Origin of the sequence: Nostoc sp. C052 (genome assembly GCF_013393905.1) — a bacterium.
GTDB lineage: Bacteria > Cyanobacteriota > Cyanobacteriia > Cyanobacteriales > Nostocaceae > Nostoc.
In genome coordinates this window covers 134,421-155,148 of sequence record NZ_CP040275.1, presented here as the reverse complement: position 1 = coordinate 155,148, position 20,728 = coordinate 134,421, and the positions used below count along the sequence as shown (strand labels likewise).

The following is a 20,728-nucleotide window of genomic DNA, read 5'->3' as shown; positions in this document are numbered from 1 at the left end:
TCTCAAGATATTAACCAAGTTTCATTAACTTCTTAAAACCATGAATCTGGAAATTAAACATTTTGATCCCAGGCTCAATCAATGGATTTATACAGATGATCGTAAAAACATTTTAACTGAAAATCTCAGTAATACTTTACTGGAATTTTATTTTCCTGACAAAGAGTTTTCATTTGGACACTCAGATGAATACAGCATTGCTGAAGAATTAAAGAATCATCCAGATGGACAGATTTTATTGCTATCTTCTAAAACTCGCTTACTTTACGGAGATAAAGAATGTTTAGAAACGATTCAAAAGATTTGTCCAGACAGTAAAGATCGAGGGGCTTATGGTTCCATCTTTATTGGGGCTTGTAAAAATGCGATTCACGAAAAGCTAAATATTTTGGTAGTAGATGATTCTACTGATAACAGGGGCGAAAATGGAGGGATATTATCGAATGATTTGGCATATAAATTAGTTGGAGATTGTTATGGGCAGATTTCAACACAACTTTACGACAAGCTAACCTTAAAAGAATCCCAAATAGATAAAAGCTACCGTGTTATCCAGCATCGATTCGGCTGGAGGGAAGGAAACGGAGAAGATACTACTAAATACCGCTTTGGTAAAGGAACACTCCGACCATACAACCTAGATGATATAAAGTACGCAGACCCAAACAATGAACCAAAAATCGATATAATTCTTCCCATAAGCAGTTTTAAGGGAACAGATAAAGATAGACCTAAAGGGCCTACTAAACCGCAGATTAAGCCAGGATTACATCAGCAAAATATTTGGTTAGCTGAAAAAGCACAATCTCAACAAGGTCAGATGTCTATCTCCCAACTATTGGCATCTTTTCCTCACGGGCTTAAAGATTTTGTCGAGGAACTAGAGGTACAAGCCCAAAGATTAGCCTCTATTCAAGATGACCCAAGAATTGTTGCTGCTTACTATTGTGAAAGATACGAAAAACGTAAAGAATCATTGAGCCAAAATAAATTAAAAACAGGAGAAGTCACAAATCTTGAAACAGATATTAAAAACTTAGGGACAAATGATGACTTAGATGCATCTCAGGAGTTGGATGACGAGAGTACTAAAGATGACTTGTTCATGTACAAACTCATTAAAGCCGATTTACTTGGTCATCAACAGCTTTTAGAAACTGAGAAGGTAAAGCAGGAGCTAAGTCGTTTTGTACAAAGTGAGTGGCGAGATATTGCTATTGGGAAAACGCTTATTTTTGACCGAGCAATGATTATTCCTTCCAAGGAACTAAAAAATGGTGAAATCTGTGCCCCTTGGCTGGAGCTTGGAGAAAAAATTCTTAACTTTCGCTCTCCTTTCCTCAACTCTAATGGTTTGTGTGTCTCTACTAATAAACACGTTGAAGACCGTCTTGCTCCAGATGGTGAACCCTTAGAAGGCATAATTGTAGTTAATGACGAAGACCACAAGCGTATACAAGCCAGAATTACAGAGTTAGAAGCGCGAGGGATTGATGTTGATTTTATCGACCCAGCAGAAACCGAATCAGAACGCCAAGCACGAGACTACGACGGTGATTGCATTGGTGTAGTAAAAGCTAGCTTATATCCTAATCTGACAGCAGAGGTAGAGCGAAGAAATCTTCCCCAAAACGCCTATTCGCCTACGGTTAAGCTCAAAAAACAATCATTTTATGATCCCACAGATGGAACCCAGCCCCCATTTGAAAAAATCGCTATCCACATGAGTGATAGCATCAGCGTGGGCATAATCAACAATCAAGTGACGGCACTGGAAGCATTAGAATCGGAAATTGAGGTACTTAAAACTTACGGTAACTTAGAACAACAATCAACTTATTTAGACCAAGTTTCTAGCCATTATCAAAGTTTATTTGAACAGGAACATGGCGAGAAGCCCAAACTAATTAGAGCAGAGTACAAGCCTTTCATGCAATCTGTTGTAGGTCTAGCAGAGAATCCTAACAGAACGCCAGATATTATTCAGCAGGCGATGGATGTTAATCGCCTAATGTACCGAGAAATGATTGGTGAGGGATGTTATCAAAACCAAATAGCGGTTGATTTATTCAAAAGTGCTAAAAAACCGGAGATGGATAAAATCAGGGAAAATAGTCGCTACTTATATCGTGATGTTAATTATATTAAAGATAAGAAATCTTCGTCAGTTTATTTAAACACGGGGATAACACCAAAGGGCTACTCACCAGTAGAATTATTGATTAGCCAAACTAATAAATATTTCCAAGAATCACAGTTAGAATCGCGTCCCATAGTCCAGTTTAAAGACTTATTCAAAGGAGTAGAATTTACACCACAGCAAAAATTTGCAGCGATCGCCGCCAAATACGAATTTGATCTGAAGTTCAATGCTGCGGTTCGTGCCTCAAGGCGGCGAGAAACAGAGTCTGGCCCTAGCGCAGTTGTTCAAACGGATTCAGGAACGCAACTCGAAATTACCAATCTCACCCGTTACGGGCATCCCTTAATCTGGAAAGCCCAGACACTTAATATTCGCCTAGATGAGATTAAATTCACAAACAGTGAACGCCCCCATAAATTATTAGCAGTTGCACAGATAGATGGCGAGGTTGGGTCAGATGGAAAACCCGCTTACCGCAACCTGGGGACAGTTAGCCAACAATCGGTGATTGACCACAACCTCAAGGCGGGGATGGCCACGCAGGGAGCTAAACTCCTAGAACTAAAACCAGAACTTACTAGAAGCCAAACTAAATTACTTTTCGACAAGTCACAAGAGGCGGCTCTCGCATTTTACGCTTCTATCCCAGAGTCAGAAAAACTTGCATCTGCCGCCGCCGCTTGGAACATCTGTGCATCCCGCCAGGATGAACTTGAAGTTGCAAGGAAAGAAAACGCAAACCCCCAGGCGATCGCTAAAAAAGTCTCCAATTTTGCTTTCGCTGCTTTCCCCAATGAGATTATTTATCGCTTAGATAAATTGCAATTTACTGAACCGAAGTTAGTCACACTGAATAATGAAGCGAATCAATTTTTGGGTCGAGACTGGAATCCCACCGAAAAACACCCGATAGAAATTAGAGCTAGTCACCACCCAGTCGGACATGAGCGCCATGTTTCCAGGCTAATGTTTGTCCAGGATAGTGATGGTGAATATAAGGAATTCGCCATGCTCGAAAGCAGAACTGCACAGCTTCCCATTGGAACGAAAGCGCTCTCTTGTATGGTTGGGGTAGAACCTGCCACAGCATCAGCAACTATTGGACTACCAGGAAACGAGCCGGTTGAAATTACTATCTGTGAACTCAAGAACTTCTCTTATGCAGGACTTGTTTTTAACGCCGAATCGGTCAACTTAGAATTTGGCACTGTGCCGGTGACTGACAAAACAGTAAAAATTAAGTTAGATGGTAAAACATTAGGGGAGTTAGACAGTGATTCTGCCCAACAGTTGAAACAAGTTGATTACCTAAAAAATGGTAATCCCCTCAAATTAAAACTTACCTCTATCTCCGAAGCTGGAGATCAAGCTTTTGTGCTAGGTGAGTCCCCAAATGGTAATCTCCTCAAAATCAACAAAATCAACTTTTATGATTTTTCTGGTAAGACATTCAACGATCATGATTACCGAAAACTGACTATCGAAACCTCAGCTTCTAAAACTAGAGATGCTGCATTTTTGAATGGTGAACCCTTGGGGGTATTACATTTCAAAAAAGACAAAGACGCACTCAGACAGCTTGGACTGCTCAAAAGCGGACAACTTACACTTGCACCCGCTATCGTTCAAAGTAATTTTTCTGTTATTTGCGCTCAAATTGACCTTAATACCGTTGAATATCCTACTATTTGGACAAAGGAATTTCAGGCTTTTGGGACTCAATCGGTTAACCTCCAACAACAGGAGATGATTGAGAGTAGTGCAAAAATTTTACATCATATTAAAGAGCGTCCAACTTTCTTATTTTCTACCCAAGAAAACAAAAAACTTGGAGTCATGGGCTTGGCTGTTGACAATCAGAAAGCTGAGACTGTGACTAAATGGCTAACTTCGCAAAATGTTGAATGTCAGCAAGTACCAATAGAAGATGTTATCAGGGAAACTAAGAAAGGTTTAGCGGTATTTAACTTGGTCAGCAGTTCAATTCCCCCCAAAACTTTGGAGAACATGACCAAGAAATTTGGGGCAATTATTGAATCGGATAGTGACTATCAACAAAGAGTTAATTCCCTCGCTACACGACCGCAGTTTTTGAAACCACCAGAACAAGCAGCGCAATCCCCGCCTTTGCAAAGCCGACATTCCACTTCACCCCAAGATGTTCAAAATGTCACCCCTTCAAGCATCAAAGGCAAACCGATTCCCATGAACTACCCATTAATGATGCATGGTGACACCAATGTTTTACCCGTGGATACTTGCATTGATGCGATGAGAGGATATGGTCGAACTCACACCACAAGAGCTTATCAACCATACAAACAGTATGGGTTTAAGGAAGGCGATATTGCTCTAGCGACAGGCATTGATAAGCAAGTCGCCTTTCGAGTCGGTAAGCAGTATCAAATCACACCTGATATGATTGCTGACCCTGTTTATCAACAGCAATGGGCTGATATAGAAAAGCACTCACCCAAAGCATTACCAGAATTGTTCACAGGCAAAGGGCAGGTCTGGGGACTACATCTTGAACCCTTGGGGGATTATGTGGAGGGTTTTATAGTCCCGTTTCCTGAACCACAAAATAGAGCCGCACCCAACCAAACAGTCCAAACTCAATCAGTTACTATTGATGACTTGAGAAATTGGTACAATGCCGCAGATAAGTTAGGGAAGCCGGAGAATTACAAAAAACGCATTGTAGAAGTGGCCAATCAGTTTAAAGCTGGTGAGCAATTGTCAGCCGAAGCGTTGACAGTAATGAATAAAGATACATTTGAGCTTGAAAAAATCAGTCGGTTGACTCAAATTGCTCAAAGGATTGGCATGGTCTGGGGTAAGTCTGATGAAAATAGTACTCAAGTTAAAGGAAAGATTTATGACTTGGCTTTCAATACCCAGCAGAGGGATTTAACTATTTCGCAGAAAGATGGGGAGATAATTTTAAACTTGCAATCTGGTCAGGTGCAGACTAATAAACTAACTCCACAGATATTGCAAACTTTTGAGGATGTTAATACTCAAATTGATAAAATATTAGCTAAATCTCAAACACAACAAGTAGACTTACAAAGATAGATTTATCCTAGAATAGCCCTTTTCAGCAATAAAAAAGGAGAACAACGCTATGGAGACAGCTAATCTAGAGCAAGCACAGGTTTCTTATAATCGAGGTCTAGCACATCTAAAGTCAAGTAATAAAGAGAAAGCAGGAGTGTTGGCAAAAATCTAACTATTGAAGAACGACTTACTCATCATCTTCTTCAAAAAGGCTTTGAATGTCTCTTGCCCCATGTATAACACGAATAACTTCAATCCCTTGGTTTATAGAACGGTAGAAAATTAGATAATTCCCTAGTGGAAAACTTCGCAGATTTGGTGCTAAGGAATCGCGTTTTCTTCCCATACCTGGGTTTGATGCCAACATTTTGAGCTGACTGTCTATTTTTTTTAGAAGCTGATCTGCTTTATCAAAGCTGTCACTGGCAATAAAATTCCAAATATCCAATAAATCAGCTTGTGCTAACGGTTTTATAAGAATTGTCGCCATTATGGGGATTCTCTGGTCTGCCGTTGTTGTTTAGCCAATTCGATAATTTCATCCATGTTTAGCGGTGTAGATTCTCCGCTATCAATCCCCTGCTGTATCTCCCTACGTAACTCGGCAAGGCGTATTGCTTTGAGGGCATCCTGGTCTTTGAGCAGCCGCAAACCTTCACGGATCACTTCACTAGCCGAAGTGTACATACCGCTTTCAACTTTGGATTGCACCCACTTTTCCAGTTCTATGGTCAGAGAAACGTTCATCTGCTACCTCTTGATAGGCTCATAGCAATAATCCTACCGGGAATAACAAAAAATGTCCAACTTTGTTATTACTGGAGTTGAATAATGCCCAACTAAGAAAATTGGCGTTGCAAAAATCATTACATTAATTGTTACATTTGAGGGTTACAGTTGAGGTCTGGCAAAGCTTTCAGGGCTAATCACCTTTCTTTAGCGTTGCCAACTTCCTTTGACGATTACAAATCAAAATCAAGGCTGAATGTTTCCCCTGAAGAATCTTCTTCTTCTTTCTCCTCTGGAAATGGAGTTGGAGTCCAAGAGGTGAGTTGGTTTGACCCAGTATTAATGGGTGTAGAAGCTAAAAGTTGTGCAGGTAATCCAGCCTTGATGAAAACAAAATAGCAATCAACTATAAAGTAAAGCGTGTCCAGGTAACTTTTATCTAGTTTTTGCGATTCTGCAAATATGCGCTCTCGGTAATTATCTTTAAGGCGAACTTTTTCCGGTGCTAAGTCTTTTTTATCTGCCATAGTTATATTCACTTAATAGATGTTGCAGGATTCTTGCTGCTAATGGTTTTTGCCATTTCTAAAAGCCCAAAGACATTGGCTTCTACGGGATTGTCCAGGATTTTGAAGCCGTTTTTCTCCAACAGCTTCTTAAATCCAGGTAAGAGGCAGCCTCCACCAATCGCCCAGATTTCATCCCCTTGGTGTTTGGCATCCAATGTGAGATTCACCACTTTCTTCAAGTATTTTTCATACCAGTCTTTCAAGCAAGCGCTGTATATATCTTTGATATCGATGTCACGGCTGTATCGGGTATGCCCCATTTCCAAACAAAATCGGATTTTGGATGGATCTCCGATTTTTCCTCCATTTAGATGTTTCATTTTTTGGGAGATATCATCGATGAGAACTTCTACACCGATGGGGTAGGCAGTGTGAACTTCTCGCTGACCCCGGTTGTAACGAGAATACAGGGTTGTTCCATTGCCAAAGTCTAAAATGGTTAATTTTTTCGGTAGTGGATGCCCAAACAATGCACCCATCCCTTCTAGTACAACTTTCAGCACTTCTACTTTCACGTCTGATTGTTTGCCAGCAAGTATCGGCTGATATTCTCCATTGAGTACTTTTTGCAATTCGTCAGCTAGAGCAACATCATGTAAGCTAATGACTAATTTTAAATGCCAAGCCTTACGGTGTGGGAGATGTGCCAATGCGCCCAATAAAGTCAATAATGCGTTGTTGACTTTGTTTTCATTATTGTCTGTGTTGCGGTCAAAATAATTCCCTGTCCGGTAAGCTGACTCTCCAACTGTATAAGCAGTACCGTTGAAAACTACACGCCCTGGAACATCTTCCATCTCGGCATTGGTTATATAGCTGGGGACACGAACTACTTCAAAGCCATCGACTAAAAGTTTAAGGCTTCCGTAACCGTTATCGAAACCCGCAGGAAAAATTTTTTGCAACGTGTGAATGTTTGACATAGGCTTCAAGTAGTACAGTTTAAGAAAGTGAAATTTATCTGTTCAGGTAATTTTGGGGAGTAGGGGGAGAGAAGAATAAAATAACTACCTCTTTTTTTCCTAATCTCAAGAGCTTATCATAACCCCTTGGGGGCTAAATGGGGTACAAAATGTTAACCAGTCAAATATACCCCATTTAACACCTACATACACCCTATATAGGGGTCAAAATGTCACCAAAGTCCTGAGCTATTGTTGGGGTATATATAGCCCCCATTTAGCCCCCAAGAGTCATTTTGGAAATCTTTTTTATCAACGGAGCAGAAATTAATTTAGATCATCGTTGACTGTTTGATTTATACTTTAATGCCTCTGTAAGATGTTCAGGGTGATAAGCGTGGTCTAGCAGGAACCTGATTTTGGGGGTAGCAACGGGTTTCGACTGGAAATAAGCGATGTTGAGAGTTAATATCTCAATTAAATCTGCATCATCTGAGATATTCGCAGGGGTGCAGTGCGTAAAGAAGGGAAGGTTGGAGTAGCTAAAAAATATTGCTGGAATAACCTATAACTGCTGGATTTGACTCAAGAAGGGGCAACTGATCTACAAATGGGAGTGGAAAAGTTTAACCTTTGTAATTGGCTAGTCCAATGCTATGTTCTTTTTTTTCTGATATCTTCCCACAGTTACACCTCAAAGATGTTATTGGTGGGCTACTTGTAGGTGCTAGAACAGTAGTAATTAGCGAATCTTAAAGCAGAAGAAATTAACCTTAGTCATATACAAGGTTATGAAACTAATGTTAGTTTCATAACCGACTCGTATATTATGTCTCAAGTTGCCACTATCAAAGATTTGAGTTTTAAAAGACATTGTAATGAAAAAGAAAACAGTTAAAAAGCAGATCCGGCTAACAATTGCTAGTAATGCAGGCGGGTCAGGTAAAACCACGGTAGCAACCCATTTAGCATATGCTGTAGGTGCCAAAGGTTACAAAGTTACCTTAATAGAACTCGATCAAAACGGTTCACTATGTATTTTTGCAAGGCTTGCACCAGCATCAATGGAGCAGTCTCTAGCTGCTGTCTTCAAAAAAACATTTACAGGTGACTACCCACTTGTTCCACTTTGGACAGAACATCTTCCGACGGTGACGGCTATTCAAGGAGGAAAATTTCTCGAAGAAAGTATTGCAGAAATATATAACTATAATCGCCGTCACTACACACTGAAAGATAGATTAGAAGATTTTCCCTTAAATAGCGATTTGATTATCTTTGATACTCCTGCTTCCTTAGAGCCTATGGGTTTGATTGCACTAGCAGCTTCTACACATGTGCTTGTTCCTATCAAACCAGAATATAAAGATACAGGAGCTTTCGCAGGTTTTTTAGATTGGTTCTATAGTAAAGTAGACGATTTGAGATTGAAACCTCAACCTGAAATATTAGGGTTTGTACCTACACGAGTAGATTTATATGGCGTTGGGGCACATCGAGATATTTTAGGTTTAGACAAAAAAGGCAACCTCAGAACTGATATTGAGCCTGAGAGAACTCTTCCCTTTCTAATTAAACAGATGGGAATCCGATGCTTTCCCTATATTCGAGAATCTAATTACTACCTTAAAGCTAGTGGTTCTGGATTACCCTTAAATTTATATCGACCTGGTTATGATGCTAGTGAAGACTTTAAACCTATTGTGACTAGCTTAATTAAATTGATGACAGAGGAACTGTAATGTCAAGTAAAAAACCTGTAGAAATTAGTCAACTGTTTGGTCAAGCAGGTCAGTCTCAGCAAATTCACCAACTTAAAAGTCAGATAGAGAAACTCGAAGTAGAAATTATACAGCTGCGAGCAAATGTATTTAGTTCAGAAGAAAAAACTACATTAGAGCAACAAATTGAGCAACTCACTAATCAACTGGCTACTCAAGGAGGAATACATGAAATTGCAGTAAATCTTATAGATCCCGATCCGGCTCAACCGAGACAAACGTTTCCTCAATTAGTAATCCAAGAACGAGCAGAAAGTTTGCGTCGGCAAGGTCAGCAAAACCCAATAGTGCTTATTCCACAACTTGATGGACGCTACAAAATATTTGATGGAGAACTCAGATGGAGGTCAGCTCCATTTGCTGGAATGACAAAACTGAAAGCTGTCTTTCTACCTAAAGAAGAAACTTCAGATGAAGTCGTAGTTTTTGAGGGTCAACTGGTAAGTAGTATTCACTCCCAAAAACTTCATGACCTTGACTTAGCAACTGCTCTTATTCGATTAATTCTTTATAAGTATCCCGATCTGAGAGGACGAGAAGACGAGATTCCAAAATTTTTGAATGCTTTCATTAACCGACTAGTCCGCAGCAAGAAGCTTCAATATCTCGCACTGATTAAAGATTCTGATTTGATGACACAGCAAGAATGGCTAGAAACATCTGATTTCAAGGAACATGAGGAACATGAGATTGTCTCAGTTTTGTTAGGACTACAACTCAATCCGGTATCGATTAATAACAATATCTTTCCTCTTCTTAAAGTGCCGGAAGACCTCAAAAATGTCATTCGCTCTGAAGGGTTAGAAACCAGCAAAGTAAGAGAACTCAATAAATTATCCTCTGAACAGATGAAGATTGATGAATCTAAAGCTTTGATGATTCGTACTCAGGTAACTAATCGAGTCATCGAAGAAAAACTATCATTGAGCCAAACTAAAACACTAGTTAAGCAAACCATAGAGCAGTATAGTACTTCTAATTCTAAAGCCAAGCAGAACAAACAGATGGACAAAACTATTAAGGATATCCAGTCAATAAATTTAAAAATTTTGGAACAGACACGACTTATTAAACTACGCCAAGTCCTTCAAGAAAAGCTCGATGAGATTAAAACCCTGATGTAGTAAGCAGTTTTTGTAATATAGTTATCCCTGACAAAGTGAGTTACCAATTCAAGGTGTCATCTACTTTGTTCTAAACGTTTTTGCTCACCTCGTTGATATATAGATATAAGCAGGATCGCTTTACTGCGAAAGCTACTGCCCTCCTCAAGCACCCAAATATTCAGTAGTCTCACTTAAGAAAAGGAAACCTAGAGCTATGACATGGAGTGATCAAGGGAAATTAGGGTGAGTTGTCGATGATACTAATGTTGGGTATGCTATATAGTAGTTATGTACTATGATGGCTCCACTCCCAGTATTATAATGATGTGCGGCATCTGATGATAAGCAATGTCCACTCCCCCTAATCTTTCCCCTCAACAAGTAAGCGCCTTTCCTCAACACGAAACAATCACCGGAGTCGTAGAACGCCTAACTTTTTACTCTGCTGAATCGGGTTACACTGTGGCAAGGCTGACCCGTCCCCGTAGCACCGAACTGACAACAATTGTCGGCAGCTTTGCTAATATTCAGCCAGGTCAAACTCTACAGCTAACTGGTTTCTGGCGTGACCATCCACAATTTGGCCCCCAGTTCCAAGTAGTCAACTACAAAGAAACCAAACCAGCCACTCTCACCGGAATTGAGAAATATTTGGGCAGTGGACTGATCAAAGGTGTTGGCCCAGTCACAGCAAGACGCATTGTTGCCCACTTTGGTTTAGAAACCCTGGACATTATCGAAAACCAAATTGACCGGCTCATCGAAGTTCAAGGCATTGCCAAAAAGCGGATTAAGTTAATTAAAAATGCCTGGGAGACACAGAAAGCCATAAAAGAAGTGATGGTGTTTCTCCAAGGGCATGGCGTTTCTACCACTTATGCTGTGAAGATTTACAAGCAATATAAGGATGAAGCAATTGCCACTGTTACCAATAACCCTTATCAGCTAGCAGCCGACATTTACGGGATTGGTTTTCTAACTGCTGACAAGATTGCACGGAATATCGGAATTGCCCCTGACTCAGAATTTCGTTACCGTGCAGGAATTATCCACTGTCTAAGTGAAGCTGCCGAAGATGGTCACTGTTACCTGCCACAAAGCGAACTGATTGAGTCGGTAATCAAACTACTGACTACCGAATCTCATCAGCCCACAGAAGAAGCGGTTGCGATCATTATTAAAGATATGGCTCTGGCAGACGAGCTGATTAGAGAGCGGGATGAAGAAAAAAGGCTACTTTGCTATAAGCCGACTTACTTCCATACGGAACAGAATTTAGCTCAACTGATACGCCAACGCTTGGAAAAACCTGTTGGCACTGACATTGAACGCGTGCGTGATTGGATTGAGCGCTTTACTGCTAGCCGTAAAATTCAGCTTTCAGAACAGCAACGCCAAGCTGTAGAAACAGCAGCCTACTCCAAAATCATGATCCTCACTGGTGGCCCTGGCGTTGGAAAGACCTTCACAACTCACACCATTGTCAGCCTGTGGAAAGCAATGGGTAAATCTATTGCGTTGGCTGCACCAACTGGACGGGCTGCTCAACGCTTAGGTGAGATGACTGGGCTGGAAGCTAAAACCATACATCGCTTGTTAGAATTTGACCCCCGCTCAAGGGGTTTCAAGCGCGATAGCGAAAATCCTTTGCCCCACACGGCAATTATCGCTGATGAAGCTTCGATGCTTGATTTATTTCTGGCTTACTCCTTGCTTAAAGCAGTATTGGCTGGCGCTCTACTATTGTTGGTGGGTGACATTGACCAGTTACCATCTGTGGGCCCAGGTCAAATACTTGCTGATTTGATTAATTCTGGTCGTGTGCCAGTAGTGCGGTTAACTCAGGTATTCCGCCAAGCTCAAACAAGTGCTATTATCACTGCTGCTCACCAAATTAATCGAGGAATTTATCCCACGATTGAACCGATTTCCGACAATCCTGTGTCTGACTGTATTTGGCACGGTGGCGGACATCAGCCTGAACATGGTGTACAGGCAATCTGCGAGTTGATTACCGATTTAATTCCCCGCTTAGGTTTTAATCCGGCTACTGATGTCCAAGTCCTTTGCCCGATGACACGGGGAGTAATCGGGACTCGTAACCTGAACACAGTATTGCAGCAGTTGATCAACCCACCCAGCCCCAACAAGGTGGAGATCAACAGAGGTGGGAATTTGTTACGCGATGGCGATCGCATCATCCAGCTAACCAATGACTACAACCGCGAAGTTTTCAACGGCGACTTAGGAATTATCCAAAACATTGATACTGTCGAGCAGGAAGTTGCAGTGCAATATGGTGAGCGGACTGTGGTTTACGATTACGCTGACCTCAATGAAATTGCGCTAGCGTGGTGCGTGACTATTCATAAAAGCCAGGGGTCAGAATATCCAGTGGTAATTTTGCCAATCTATATGCAGCACTATATGATGTTGACTCGGAACCTGTTTTACACTGGGCTGACCCGTGCCAAGAAGTTAGCGATAGTGGTTGGCGCAAAAAAAGCGATATCTCTGGCAGTGCGCTCTACTGATGACCAACGGCGGTACACAAGGTTACAGCAGAGGTTACTTCAGGCAGGACTGAATTGTTAAAAATAAAAAAGTTTATTGAATTATTTGATTTATACTTTTAAGTCCCCTGGTAAAAAAAGCCGAAAAGTTTGTATGTCCAGCCTCAGTTCAGACATGGTTCGCATCTATTTGCAATTCCCTTGGTCAGTATCCTTTATTGAAGCCAGAGGAAGAAATTGCTTATGCAAGACTTGTACAAGAAATGATTGCCATTGAGCAATCTAAAAATGAACTCACCCAACAGCTAGACCGGGAACCAACAATGACAGAATTAGCCAATGCTGTCGAAAAAACCGAAGCACAAGTCCGAGCAGCGCTGCACCTTGGCCAAAAAGCTAAACAAAAAATGGTGACAGCAAACCTGCGGCTAGTAGTATCTGTTGCCAAGAAATACCAGAACCGCAATTTGGAATTCTTAGATTTGATCCAAGAAGGAGCAATCGGTTTGCAAAGGGGTATAGAAAAGTTTGATCCCAACCGGGGGTATAAGCTATCAACCTACGCCTACTGGTGGATTCGTCAGGAGATTACACGCGCCATAGCAGAACAATCGCGCACTATTAGATTGCCTATTCATCTCACTGGAATACTTACCAAAATTAGAAAAGTACAGCGAGAAAGCTTTCAAAAACTCGGTCGTCATGCCACTGCCGAAGAAATTGCAACACTCTTAAACATAAGCACAGATAAGCTTCGAGAATATCTCACTGCTTCTCGCACAGCCATTTCTTTAAATAAACAAGTAGGAGATGAAAAAGAGACAGAATTGGGCGAAATTTTAGCCAGCGATGCCGCTTCACCAGAAAAACTCCTTAGCCAAGAACTTTTATCGCAAGATGTAGCTAAATTCTTAGAACCATTGACACCTATACAGCGTCAAGTGTTGACTTTAAGCTTTGGGCTAGAGAACGATCAGCATTTCAATCTAGCTCAGATTGGCCAACAGCTAAACCTCAGCCGAGAACGGATTCGTCAAATCCAGGTCAAAGCTATAAGTATTCTCCGCCATCGACAAAACGACATGCAAGAGTATTTATTTGATTAAGTAGAATTACTTTCGTCAGATGATGCACGGATCTTGTAGAACTAAGACGAAAAACTATATTAAGAATGAAGTAAGTCCCCAACAGTAATCAGTCAATGCCCAGCAAAACTATTGAAGTCAGAGAGTACACGGTTAGAGCGCACAAGCGGGAAATTCATACTCGCGTTTTCAACTTCGTATGTAAGCAGTGTGAGCAACCCACACAAAGAGAAACTTTTGGTGTGCGACCGCTCTACTGTGAAATATGCCGTCCGCCACAAGCACCCAAGAAATCAGTAGTCCCTCTCAAGAAAAGAAAACCCAGAGCTATGACTTATAGGAGTGATGAGGGTAAGCTAGGATAATTTTTTGTCAAAGATTGCTAGTCAGTGATAGTGACTCAAAATCAAGCAAGAAAGTTGATTTCAGTCCCCACCTTTAACTTAGTATTTAACTCAAAAGCTTATTTTTTCACCCCAGCATCAATCATTTTGGCTAAAGACTCAGCGTTAAATCTCGTCAGCGATTCCGCTAACTGCTGAAAATATCGGTATTGATCATCTGCATATTGCCCTGGCTCCAGTTCTAAAAGCTGACAAAACTTGAAGTAATCAACTTTCCAATTATATTCAGCAATACCATTGGTGAACTCTTTGGCTATTTGACGTGATTCAATGCTGGCTGTTGATGCTTGACTATTGTGGTTGTAAGTGCTGCCAAGTTCTGTCATATTCCTCACTCAATAGTATATTTGTATTAATAACTATTTTAGTTTTCTCTGACGATTAATGAAAGTAGGACAAAGCCAGAAGCGGTTCCCTCCAAAGCTGCCAGTTCAATTTGGTGAGAAAGATGTTTACAAGTGTACCAACCAACTGATTGATTATTTTCTAAATACAGTACCTCTGTCACAGATAAATTGTAGCCCTGCTAGCTAACCTTAATTCGTCCCACACTTATAGTAATATCAAATTCCTGAATTTATTATATTATGTATTGTCCAATGGGTTTAGATTGTCGTCAAATGACAGGAGTTGACTATCAATGCTCCAACGTTTCTACTTGTATGCAAAACTCCCCTAAACCCTCAATGGTGAAAATTATATTTTATGCACTTCATCAACAGATATGTGATTTAAAAGATATTAAGATCGACCAAAAACTACTTAATGAGTTACTTGAAGAAAATCAACAAGATGTAGAATCTTTCTTAGAGAATTGGGAGAACTTAGAGAATTTACAGTAATCCAATTTTCTTCAGGCGCGATAGTAATCCAGTCCGGGTGCTATAATCTTTTTGCATTTGCTTAATAGAAGCTTTGAATTCCTCTAGCTTTCCTTGATATTCAGCCAATTCCCGTAAGTCAACTAGATGTGCAACTGCTTGGTCATAAGTTTTGGATTGCTTGAATTCAAGTAATTTATATATATCTGACCAGACTTTATCTTGATTTTTAGCTAGAACTTCTAACTTGCGGATTTTTTGCTGTTGTGCTGCCAGTTTTTCTCGTTGCTGACGCTGTTGCATTTGCTCATTAGCATTTTCTAGTAACTGTGAGAATGAGCGTTTGGGAGCATCATGATTGCTCTCACTTCTCGGAATCTTAAATAGTTCTCGCAGTCGGTTTGTAAGTTGTATCCCAACATTAATTTCACCTGTTGCCACTTTCAAGAGGAAATAGTCTTTTTCCTCTGATGATAAAGCTGTAATCCACTCTTCTATGGGTTCAGTATTTTCTTTTATATCAATACTTACTTGAGATGCCGATGCAATTAAATCCTGGTCAATATCAAATAACTCCGTAAAAGTCTCAATTGCAAGCAGGTAGCTTTTTCAAGTTTGCTGGGACAGGTGGTTCAACTAAATCTTCTTCATTTTCCCCTTCTTCAATTGCTATTGAAGCTGCTTTTAACCAAGCCAGGTATAAAACTCGATAATCTCCTTGCAAAATATCATCACGCAACTGCACTAATTGTGCTAGCCATCCCTCCCCTTCTATCCAATCTCCATATTCTTCGTCCTGGATACTAATATCTACAATTACATAGTTTTTGCTCCTTGATACAGTAATTTTATCAGCTACACAATAAGGCTCAAAAACTGATGAAGCAACCACAGTTTTAGGGAAACGAAACATTAATTGTCGCGTCCCCCAATTCGCCATGTATAACATGATGTCGAAACACTTTTCTAAAACTTCCTTGGGTTCACCTCGAAAGTCTCCATAGCTGTAGGTAAAAATTGCGTTTGTTGCACTCAGTTGTACTCGACTAGATAGAGTACTTATATATGCTTGTTCTGATGCAGTTAATGGTCGGTCTAATGCCTGGAATTCGTAATATTGGTACTCGCTCATAGTTTTCTTTATCTTTAATAAAGTATTTAACTTTTAAATATTTGGTGTTTGCTAATTAATTTCTGGTTATCAACAAGAAATTAATACAGAATTAATGGCTGAAAATAGGTTGCTACAAAAAAATATTGTGAATAGAAAGTGGTGAAGGATATGCTGATTGAATTACGATATTTTTGTTGGCATCTATTATGAGCCAAACAATTTTATGCTTCGTATTTTTTATTATAGGTATAAAAAGCCTTTGTCCATCCTCTCATGATTAGCTCCTTCGACAATACTGAGGCTGATGTCATACTGCAACGGCAAGGATTACAAATCTAAACTTTTTGCAATTCTTATCATTAGCTCTACTTTTGTTCCTTTATTCCACAGACTTTCCACAGCTATTTCTACTGTTTTCCACAGTTATTTGACAAGATAATCGGCTTCTGTTCATCCACTGTGGATTTTGTTATGACTGTAGCAATCAGTCTGCATTACTGAGTTATTATTACGTGATGTAAATAAAACCTGCCTCTAGCCCTAGCTTTCTCGTAATTATTTATTTTTTCTATATTTATCTTTAATATTTTGCAACATTGACAAACCGAGCCAATCAGCACACAATAAATCGACTAGCCTTTGTTTGTCCATTCCATTTTCAACAGCAACTGTATAAAACTATTCAGTTGCTAACGCAGGTGGTTTGGCAAGCATTGAACGGGGTGAAACATTACTTGCAGTGCATCACCTCTAGCTTGTTTTCCCTATTGATTTGCTCTTTCTGAAGCTTTTATTATATGAACTCAACCCAAAACATCTTTACTACTCTTCCCGAAACGCTACATCAATCTCTCAATACCTACCTAGAAAAACATCCTGATTGGGATGAACATCGCCTTATTACCGCAGCCATCTCCCTGTTTCTGCTACAAAATGCAGATGGCGATCGCGGTGTTTCCCAAGTTTATCTCGAAACTCTGTTTCGTCACGGCTAATATTATTCCCTAGAAGTCATAGTAAATAAAAGGTCAATCAAACGATACACTCAGAAAGATTCTTTCAGTCAGGATTAATGGCAAGTAAAAACGAGGTAAAATCGAAAACATCTACTATTGTAGTATCGGCACTCTCAGATGCAATAGAACCCAAAGTCGCAAAAAATGCTGAAAATGTAGCTCAAACAGTGGAAAATTCTCTGGATAGTGACGACATCTTAAACTCACTCAAACCTTACTTATTACTATAGAAAAGCTACAAAAAGTTCGCCTTGAAGCAGGTGATATTAAACCTTTGATTGAGCAGATGCTTGATGGGGAACCAGTCAGGGGTGAAGAAATTGAAAAAGCCAAAATTGGAGCCAACGCTCTTAATCGCCTAGTTCGTGCTTATAGCGATCACCAAGCAGCACTACTTAAAGCACAATCTGCTCGTACCTTATTAGATCAAGTCCTCAGCTTCAATTCAGCGAACTAAAACTGGCTTTCATCTGTTTCAAAAAGAGAGAATTATCACATCAACTTTTTACAATCATTTAGCTTTGTATATTGTTGGCTAAAAATTGAGTTTTCAATTTAAAAAGCCCTGGTAAAAATTCAGGGCTTAGTTTTTGTATTCATCTGTTTGCTTTGAATCTATCCAAAATTGTCATTTTTGAGTTTAATTAAGAAAGTATTCAACAAGTAAATCTTAATTTTGTCGAAAATCTTAATTTTGTCGTTTTCCCAGGTGTTGTAGTAACTGCTGATGCCTTGCAACAAAAATATTTATTGCTCACAACTAATTTACAATCTATCAATAGTAGTAATGAAACTGAAAACAGATGACTAACAAAAAGATCGTGCTAGTTACAGGAGCATCATCTGGATTTGGGCAGTTAACTGCTCAAAAGCTCGCTGCTGTAGGTTAATGGGTCTTTGGTACTAGTCGCAAGTCACATCCAGCATCAGTTGATAGAGTTATTTTTTTGCCGAGTTCGAGGTAAAAATGTTAATTTCATAATGATATTTTGAGCGAAATATATGAAAAAGCTTGTTGAGGAATCACTGAAGTATTGACTGTTGTTATTCCAGGTAAAATAGTTGTAAAATAAAGTTTTGTTACTACTGACTTGATCTAAAGGCATAGTAAGCATGGAGCATAATAGACAATTGAACCAAGGATGACAAACCCATTTGCGCCACCAGATTTCCCAACGATGTACCGTTGTATTGGCATAGTTGAGGGTCAGTATTTCCCAAGTAAGGAAGAGTTTAATAATGGTATTTTAGTAACGAAAGATGGGAGTATTTATTCCACAACGTTAGCAAGTAAGTTAGAGAAACTGTTACAAGATAACCCAGAGTTAGTAGCAAGTACTAGTATTTGGGTGGTATGGACGAGAATGGAAAGAGAGTCAAAAAAACTGAACTTTCATTTAAGAGGCAGGCAAAAAGAACCGATATCAGATTTGCAACAGACATGGTTATTAGCTGCTGATGGCTACTTTTCCCTACGTGGTGTAGTTATCAGTCAAGAAAACGGTCAGTTGTCTGTGCAAATTCGACGCAACTTTAGACCGCCATTCGGAGCAGAGTCAGCGATGCAATGGCAACCATTCATCATCGAAATAGAAGGATTGCTGCCGGAACTTGGGGTAGGCGTAGGCGATTTTTGGGAACTAGATGTGCGACTTGTTGGCTCCAAGCTGGTGATGGATGATGCGAGACTAATTTTGAAATTCCCAAAACTTAGAGAAGAGAATTTTGTTAGTGCCGAGAATCACATAATACCTGGACTGTTGAAAAAAACTAATGGTCAAACTCCAACCGAAGGCAATCACAAAACGACGACACCAATACCATAAAAACAAGAAAATACTGTAGCTGTGCTGGGGAAATAGGCTGCTGCTGATTGAATTTGAGCAAGGTTCTGAGACTGACGGCTCACGTCCTTTAACAAAAATAACTCTTTGCATTGGGGACAACAATTCGGCTAGTTTAGTAACTTGTTCTGAGTGAATTCGATAATAATTAGAGATACATTAGTCAAAACCTATTAATTTCATCGCTAGATAAGGTATGCCCAAGACTTGGAACATCAAGATAGATAACTATTTTCTAGCCTTCCCCAATTGCATCATCGCCACTGCTCATGTATACTCGTTCCCCACAGACCTGCCGCTAGAACCGAACATCCGCGAACCAAACCGCAAAAGCGCGACCTACAGACAAGTTTTCGACTCACTGACAACCGAACCTGAAAAATTCTTCTCTCGCCACAGTGGAATCGTTCTGTCAGCCAATAAAGTTAAGCCTGTCAAGAACAAAACTGAACTAGAGCTAGAAGTCTTAGAAGCTAACGAGGGTGGCAGCGACGGCATTATCAACGGGGGGCATACAGTTTTAGCATTTGAGCAAGCGAAAAATTACAAATATGACCTAACCGAAGCTAGGGTAAAAGTTACGATCCACATCGGATTGAGTGAAGAATCAGCTAAAGATATAGCCCTAGCTTCAAATACTACAACACCAGTAGATTCTCGCTCCAAAGTCAACGCCAGGGGTGATTACAAATTCATCAAGCAGTATTTAGCCCAGTTAGAACAGAAGGAAGATAGAAAATTCCGCATCGCTTATTACCAAAACCAAAGCGGCGCTCCTAGAAACGCCCAGTGCAATGTCACCCATTTGCTCAAGCTCCTTTACTGCCTCGACAGAAATAAATACAACCCCGACGGCAATAAACGAACCAAGCATCCAGTAGGAATGAGTCTTCCAAGTAACATCACAGATGCAGAAAGGGAAAGATTAACCGCTTTACTGCCTCTCTTGACTCATGCCCTGTGGATAGAGCAAAGGCTGTACGAAATAATCCAAGAACATATCAGCAACCCCAGAAGAAAGGGTGCTAACGACCTAGCATCAATTGATATACGTAAAACTACATTGTTGCCTGACAGCAAGTATTCATTCGGGTTTAGTGCGCCAACCGACTTGGCACTACCAATAATTGCATCCTATCGGGTATTTTTGGACAAGGACTATAAATGGATTCTGCCGTTTAACGAATTCGCTGAAGATTTCCTCCAACACCTGTGGAATAACTATTTCCGCAAATACTTGGTGTCGGAGAAAACAGCAGGAAATACAGTCGGCACAAAAATCAGCCGCAATCAAGAGATTTGGGAAAGTCTGTATATATCGGCGCAAAGTTATCTAAATCAGCACTTGATGAAAATGGTCAACTCTAGTAAGCAAGAAGAAGAATCTCATGTGACACAAGGTGCAAACAAGAGGGCAAAAGGGAAAAGGGGTGAACTCAACGCGACTACTGTTCCCAAATAGTTTTTTACCGAATAGGGCATGAGGTATAGGGGAATGGCACGAAGAAAAGCGTAAATCCCTGGTATTCCTGGATGAAAGGGTGTGGAGTTGCTAAGTTCGGGTGTGGGGAATTAAGAAGATGTTGAACTCCTTGACGCACTCGCATTTAATTGTCTAGAACACACGAAGCTGCAACTCTA

Annotated in this window: 20 protein-coding genes and 1 pseudogene; 12 read left to right on the top strand and 9 right to left on the bottom strand. The window is 40.2% G+C overall.

Translation table 11 applies throughout. The features are described 5' to 3' along the window. Positions 1-40 precede the first annotated feature (40 nt). Positions 41-5,221, top strand: coding sequence for a hypothetical protein (locus tag FD723_RS36940; protein WP_179070155.1), 5,181 nt, complete (start codon positions 41-43; stop codon positions 5,219-5,221). Between the two features lie 169 nt (positions 5,222-5,390). Here the strand turns inward: FD723_RS36940 and FD723_RS36935 are convergent, their stop codons facing one another. From FD723_RS36935 to FD723_RS43600, 5 genes and pseudogenes are all read right to left on the bottom strand, one after another. Further along, positions 5,391-5,693, bottom strand: a complete 303-nt coding sequence (locus FD723_RS36935) for a type II toxin-antitoxin system RelE/ParE family toxin (protein WP_179070154.1) — start codon at positions 5,691-5,693, stop codon at positions 5,391-5,393. Further along, positions 5,693-5,950 carry a type II toxin-antitoxin system ParD family antitoxin gene (locus tag FD723_RS36930; protein ID WP_179070153.1) on the bottom strand — a complete coding sequence of 86 codons (258 nt, stop codon included), beginning with the start codon at positions 5,948-5,950 and terminating at the stop codon, positions 5,693-5,695. Before FD723_RS36930 ends, FD723_RS36935 begins: the two co-directional genes overlap by 1 nt. Before the next feature lie 215 nt (positions 5,951-6,165). Continuing rightward, positions 6,166-6,459: a hypothetical protein gene (locus FD723_RS36925; protein ID WP_179070152.1), complete on the bottom strand. Its 294-nt coding sequence runs from the start codon at positions 6,457-6,459 to the stop codon at positions 6,166-6,168. Positions 6,460-6,467: 8 nt separating this feature from the next. Next, on the bottom strand, positions 6,468-7,424 hold the full coding sequence (locus FD723_RS36920) for a ParM/StbA family protein (protein ID WP_179070151.1): 957 nt from the start codon (positions 7,422-7,424) through the stop codon (positions 6,468-6,470). 340 nt (positions 7,425-7,764) lie between these two features. Further along, positions 7,765-7,965: pseudogene (locus FD723_RS43600) on the bottom strand (hypothetical protein); the annotation flags it as partial. Positions 7,966-8,281: 316 nt separating this feature from the next. On the opposite strand from FD723_RS43600, the gene FD723_RS36915 reads away from it, so the two are divergent. The 5 genes from FD723_RS36915 (at position 8,282) to FD723_RS36895 (ending at position 14,253) form a co-directional block, all read left to right on the top strand. Further along, on the top strand, positions 8,282-9,145 hold the full coding sequence (locus FD723_RS36915) for a ParA family protein (protein WP_179070150.1): 864 nt from the start codon (positions 8,282-8,284) through the stop codon (positions 9,143-9,145). Beyond that, positions 9,145-10,308: a ParB/RepB/Spo0J family partition protein gene (locus tag FD723_RS36910; protein ID WP_179070149.1), complete on the top strand. Its 1,164-nt coding sequence runs from the start codon at positions 9,145-9,147 to the stop codon at positions 10,306-10,308. The genes FD723_RS36915 and FD723_RS36910 overlap by 1 nt, the downstream gene beginning before the upstream one ends. 330 nt (positions 10,309-10,638) lie before the next feature. Beyond that, on the top strand, positions 10,639-12,885 hold the full coding sequence (locus FD723_RS36905; RefSeq protein WP_179070148.1) for an ATP-dependent RecD-like DNA helicase: 2,247 nt from the start codon (positions 10,639-10,641) through the stop codon (positions 12,883-12,885). A 136-nt stretch (positions 12,886-13,021) separates the two neighbouring features. After that, complete coding sequence (locus FD723_RS36900; RefSeq protein WP_306297048.1) at positions 13,022-13,909, top strand: RNA polymerase sigma factor, RpoD/SigA family; 888 nt, start codon at positions 13,022-13,024, stop codon at positions 13,907-13,909. Positions 13,910-14,004: 95 nt separating this feature from the next. Next, positions 14,005-14,253, top strand: coding sequence for a hypothetical protein (locus FD723_RS36895; RefSeq protein WP_179069990.1), 249 nt, complete (start codon positions 14,005-14,007; stop codon positions 14,251-14,253). 98 nt (positions 14,254-14,351) lie between these two features. Here FD723_RS36895 and FD723_RS36890 read toward each other — a convergent pair whose 3' ends face one another. After that, entirely contained in the window at positions 14,352-14,618 is a 267-nt protein-coding gene (locus FD723_RS36890) for a hypothetical protein (protein WP_179069989.1), read from the bottom strand. Positions 14,619-14,656: 38 nt separating this feature from the next. Beyond that, positions 14,657-14,800, bottom strand: coding sequence for a hypothetical protein (locus FD723_RS36885; RefSeq protein WP_179070147.1), 144 nt, complete (start codon positions 14,798-14,800; stop codon positions 14,657-14,659). A 154-nt stretch (positions 14,801-14,954) separates the two neighbouring features. Here FD723_RS36885 and FD723_RS36880 point away from each other — a divergent pair, with 154 nt between their 5' ends. Continuing rightward, entirely contained in the window at positions 14,955-15,134 is a 180-nt protein-coding gene (locus tag FD723_RS36880) for a hypothetical protein (protein WP_179069987.1), read from the top strand. Here FD723_RS36880 and FD723_RS43595 read toward each other — a convergent pair. Beyond that, positions 15,126-15,560 (bottom strand): hypothetical protein, encoded by a 435-nt coding sequence (locus tag FD723_RS43595; protein WP_256875386.1) that lies wholly within the window; start codon positions 15,558-15,560, stop codon positions 15,126-15,128. The two genes, FD723_RS36880 and FD723_RS43595, sit on opposite strands and share 9 nt — an antisense overlap. A gap of 139 nt (positions 15,561-15,699) precedes the next feature. Next, positions 15,700-16,245, bottom strand: a complete 546-nt coding sequence (locus FD723_RS43590; RefSeq protein WP_256875385.1) for a hypothetical protein — start codon at positions 16,243-16,245, stop codon at positions 15,700-15,702. Between the two features lie 779 nt (positions 16,246-17,024). Between FD723_RS43590 and FD723_RS36870 the strand changes: the two genes are divergently transcribed. From FD723_RS36870 to FD723_RS36855, 5 genes are all read left to right on the top strand, one after another. Continuing rightward, positions 17,025-17,222, top strand: coding sequence for a DUF2811 domain-containing protein (locus FD723_RS36870; protein ID WP_179069985.1), 198 nt, complete (start codon positions 17,025-17,027; stop codon positions 17,220-17,222). 77 nt (positions 17,223-17,299) lie between these two features. After that, complete coding sequence (locus FD723_RS44015; RefSeq protein ID WP_306297047.1) at positions 17,300-17,473, top strand: hypothetical protein; 174 nt, start codon at positions 17,300-17,302, stop codon at positions 17,471-17,473. Positions 17,474-17,517: 44 nt separating this feature from the next. After that, the gene (locus FD723_RS44010) at positions 17,518-17,700 is read left to right on the top strand and encodes a hypothetical protein (RefSeq protein WP_306297046.1); all 183 of its coding nucleotides are present in this window, start codon (positions 17,518-17,520) and stop codon (positions 17,698-17,700) included. A 685-nt stretch (positions 17,701-18,385) separates the two neighbouring features. Beyond that, positions 18,386-19,069, top strand: a complete 684-nt coding sequence (locus FD723_RS36860) for a hypothetical protein (RefSeq protein ID WP_179070145.1) — start codon at positions 18,386-18,388, stop codon at positions 19,067-19,069. A gap of 214 nt (positions 19,070-19,283) precedes the next feature. Continuing rightward, positions 19,284-20,549, top strand: a complete 1,266-nt coding sequence (locus FD723_RS36855; protein WP_179070144.1) for an AIPR family protein — start codon at positions 19,284-19,286, stop codon at positions 20,547-20,549. Positions 20,550-20,728: the final 179 nt, after the last annotated feature.

Coding starts and splice junctions, on each gene's coding strand:
- FD723_RS36940 (WP_179070155.1), top strand. CDS start 41: ATGAATCTGGAAATTAAACATTTTGATCCCAGGCTCAATCAATGGATT.
- FD723_RS36935 (WP_179070154.1), bottom strand. CDS start 5,693: ATGGCGACAATTCTTATAAAACCGTTAGCACAAGCTGATTTATTGGAT.
- FD723_RS36930 (WP_179070153.1), bottom strand. CDS start 5,950: ATGAACGTTTCTCTGACCATAGAACTGGAAAAGTGGGTGCAATCCAAA.
- FD723_RS36925 (WP_179070152.1), bottom strand. CDS start 6,459: ATGGCAGATAAAAAAGACTTAGCACCGGAAAAAGTTCGCCTTAAAGAT.
- FD723_RS36920 (WP_179070151.1), bottom strand. CDS start 7,424: ATGTCAAACATTCACACGTTGCAAAAAATTTTTCCTGCGGGTTTCGAT.
- FD723_RS36915 (WP_179070150.1), top strand. CDS start 8,282: ATGAAAAAGAAAACAGTTAAAAAGCAGATCCGGCTAACAATTGCTAGT.
- FD723_RS36910 (WP_179070149.1), top strand. CDS start 9,145: ATGTCAAGTAAAAAACCTGTAGAAATTAGTCAACTGTTTGGTCAAGCA.
- FD723_RS36905 (WP_179070148.1), top strand. CDS start 10,639: ATGTCCACTCCCCCTAATCTTTCCCCTCAACAAGTAAGCGCCTTTCCT.
- FD723_RS36895 (WP_179069990.1), top strand. CDS start 14,005: ATGCCCAGCAAAACTATTGAAGTCAGAGAGTACACGGTTAGAGCGCAC.
- FD723_RS36890 (WP_179069989.1), bottom strand. CDS start 14,618: ATGACAGAACTTGGCAGCACTTACAACCACAATAGTCAAGCATCAACA.
- FD723_RS36880 (WP_179069987.1), top strand. CDS start 14,955: ATGCAAAACTCCCCTAAACCCTCAATGGTGAAAATTATATTTTATGCA.
- FD723_RS43590 (WP_256875385.1), bottom strand. CDS start 16,245: ATGAGCGAGTACCAATATTACGAATTCCAGGCATTAGACCGACCATTA.
- FD723_RS36870 (WP_179069985.1), top strand. CDS start 17,025: ATGAACTCAACCCAAAACATCTTTACTACTCTTCCCGAAACGCTACAT.
- FD723_RS44015 (WP_306297047.1), top strand. CDS start 17,300: ATGGCAAGTAAAAACGAGGTAAAATCGAAAACATCTACTATTGTAGTA.
- FD723_RS36860 (WP_179070145.1), top strand. CDS start 18,386: ATGACAAACCCATTTGCGCCACCAGATTTCCCAACGATGTACCGTTGT.
- FD723_RS36855 (WP_179070144.1), top strand. CDS start 19,284: ATGCCCAAGACTTGGAACATCAAGATAGATAACTATTTTCTAGCCTTC.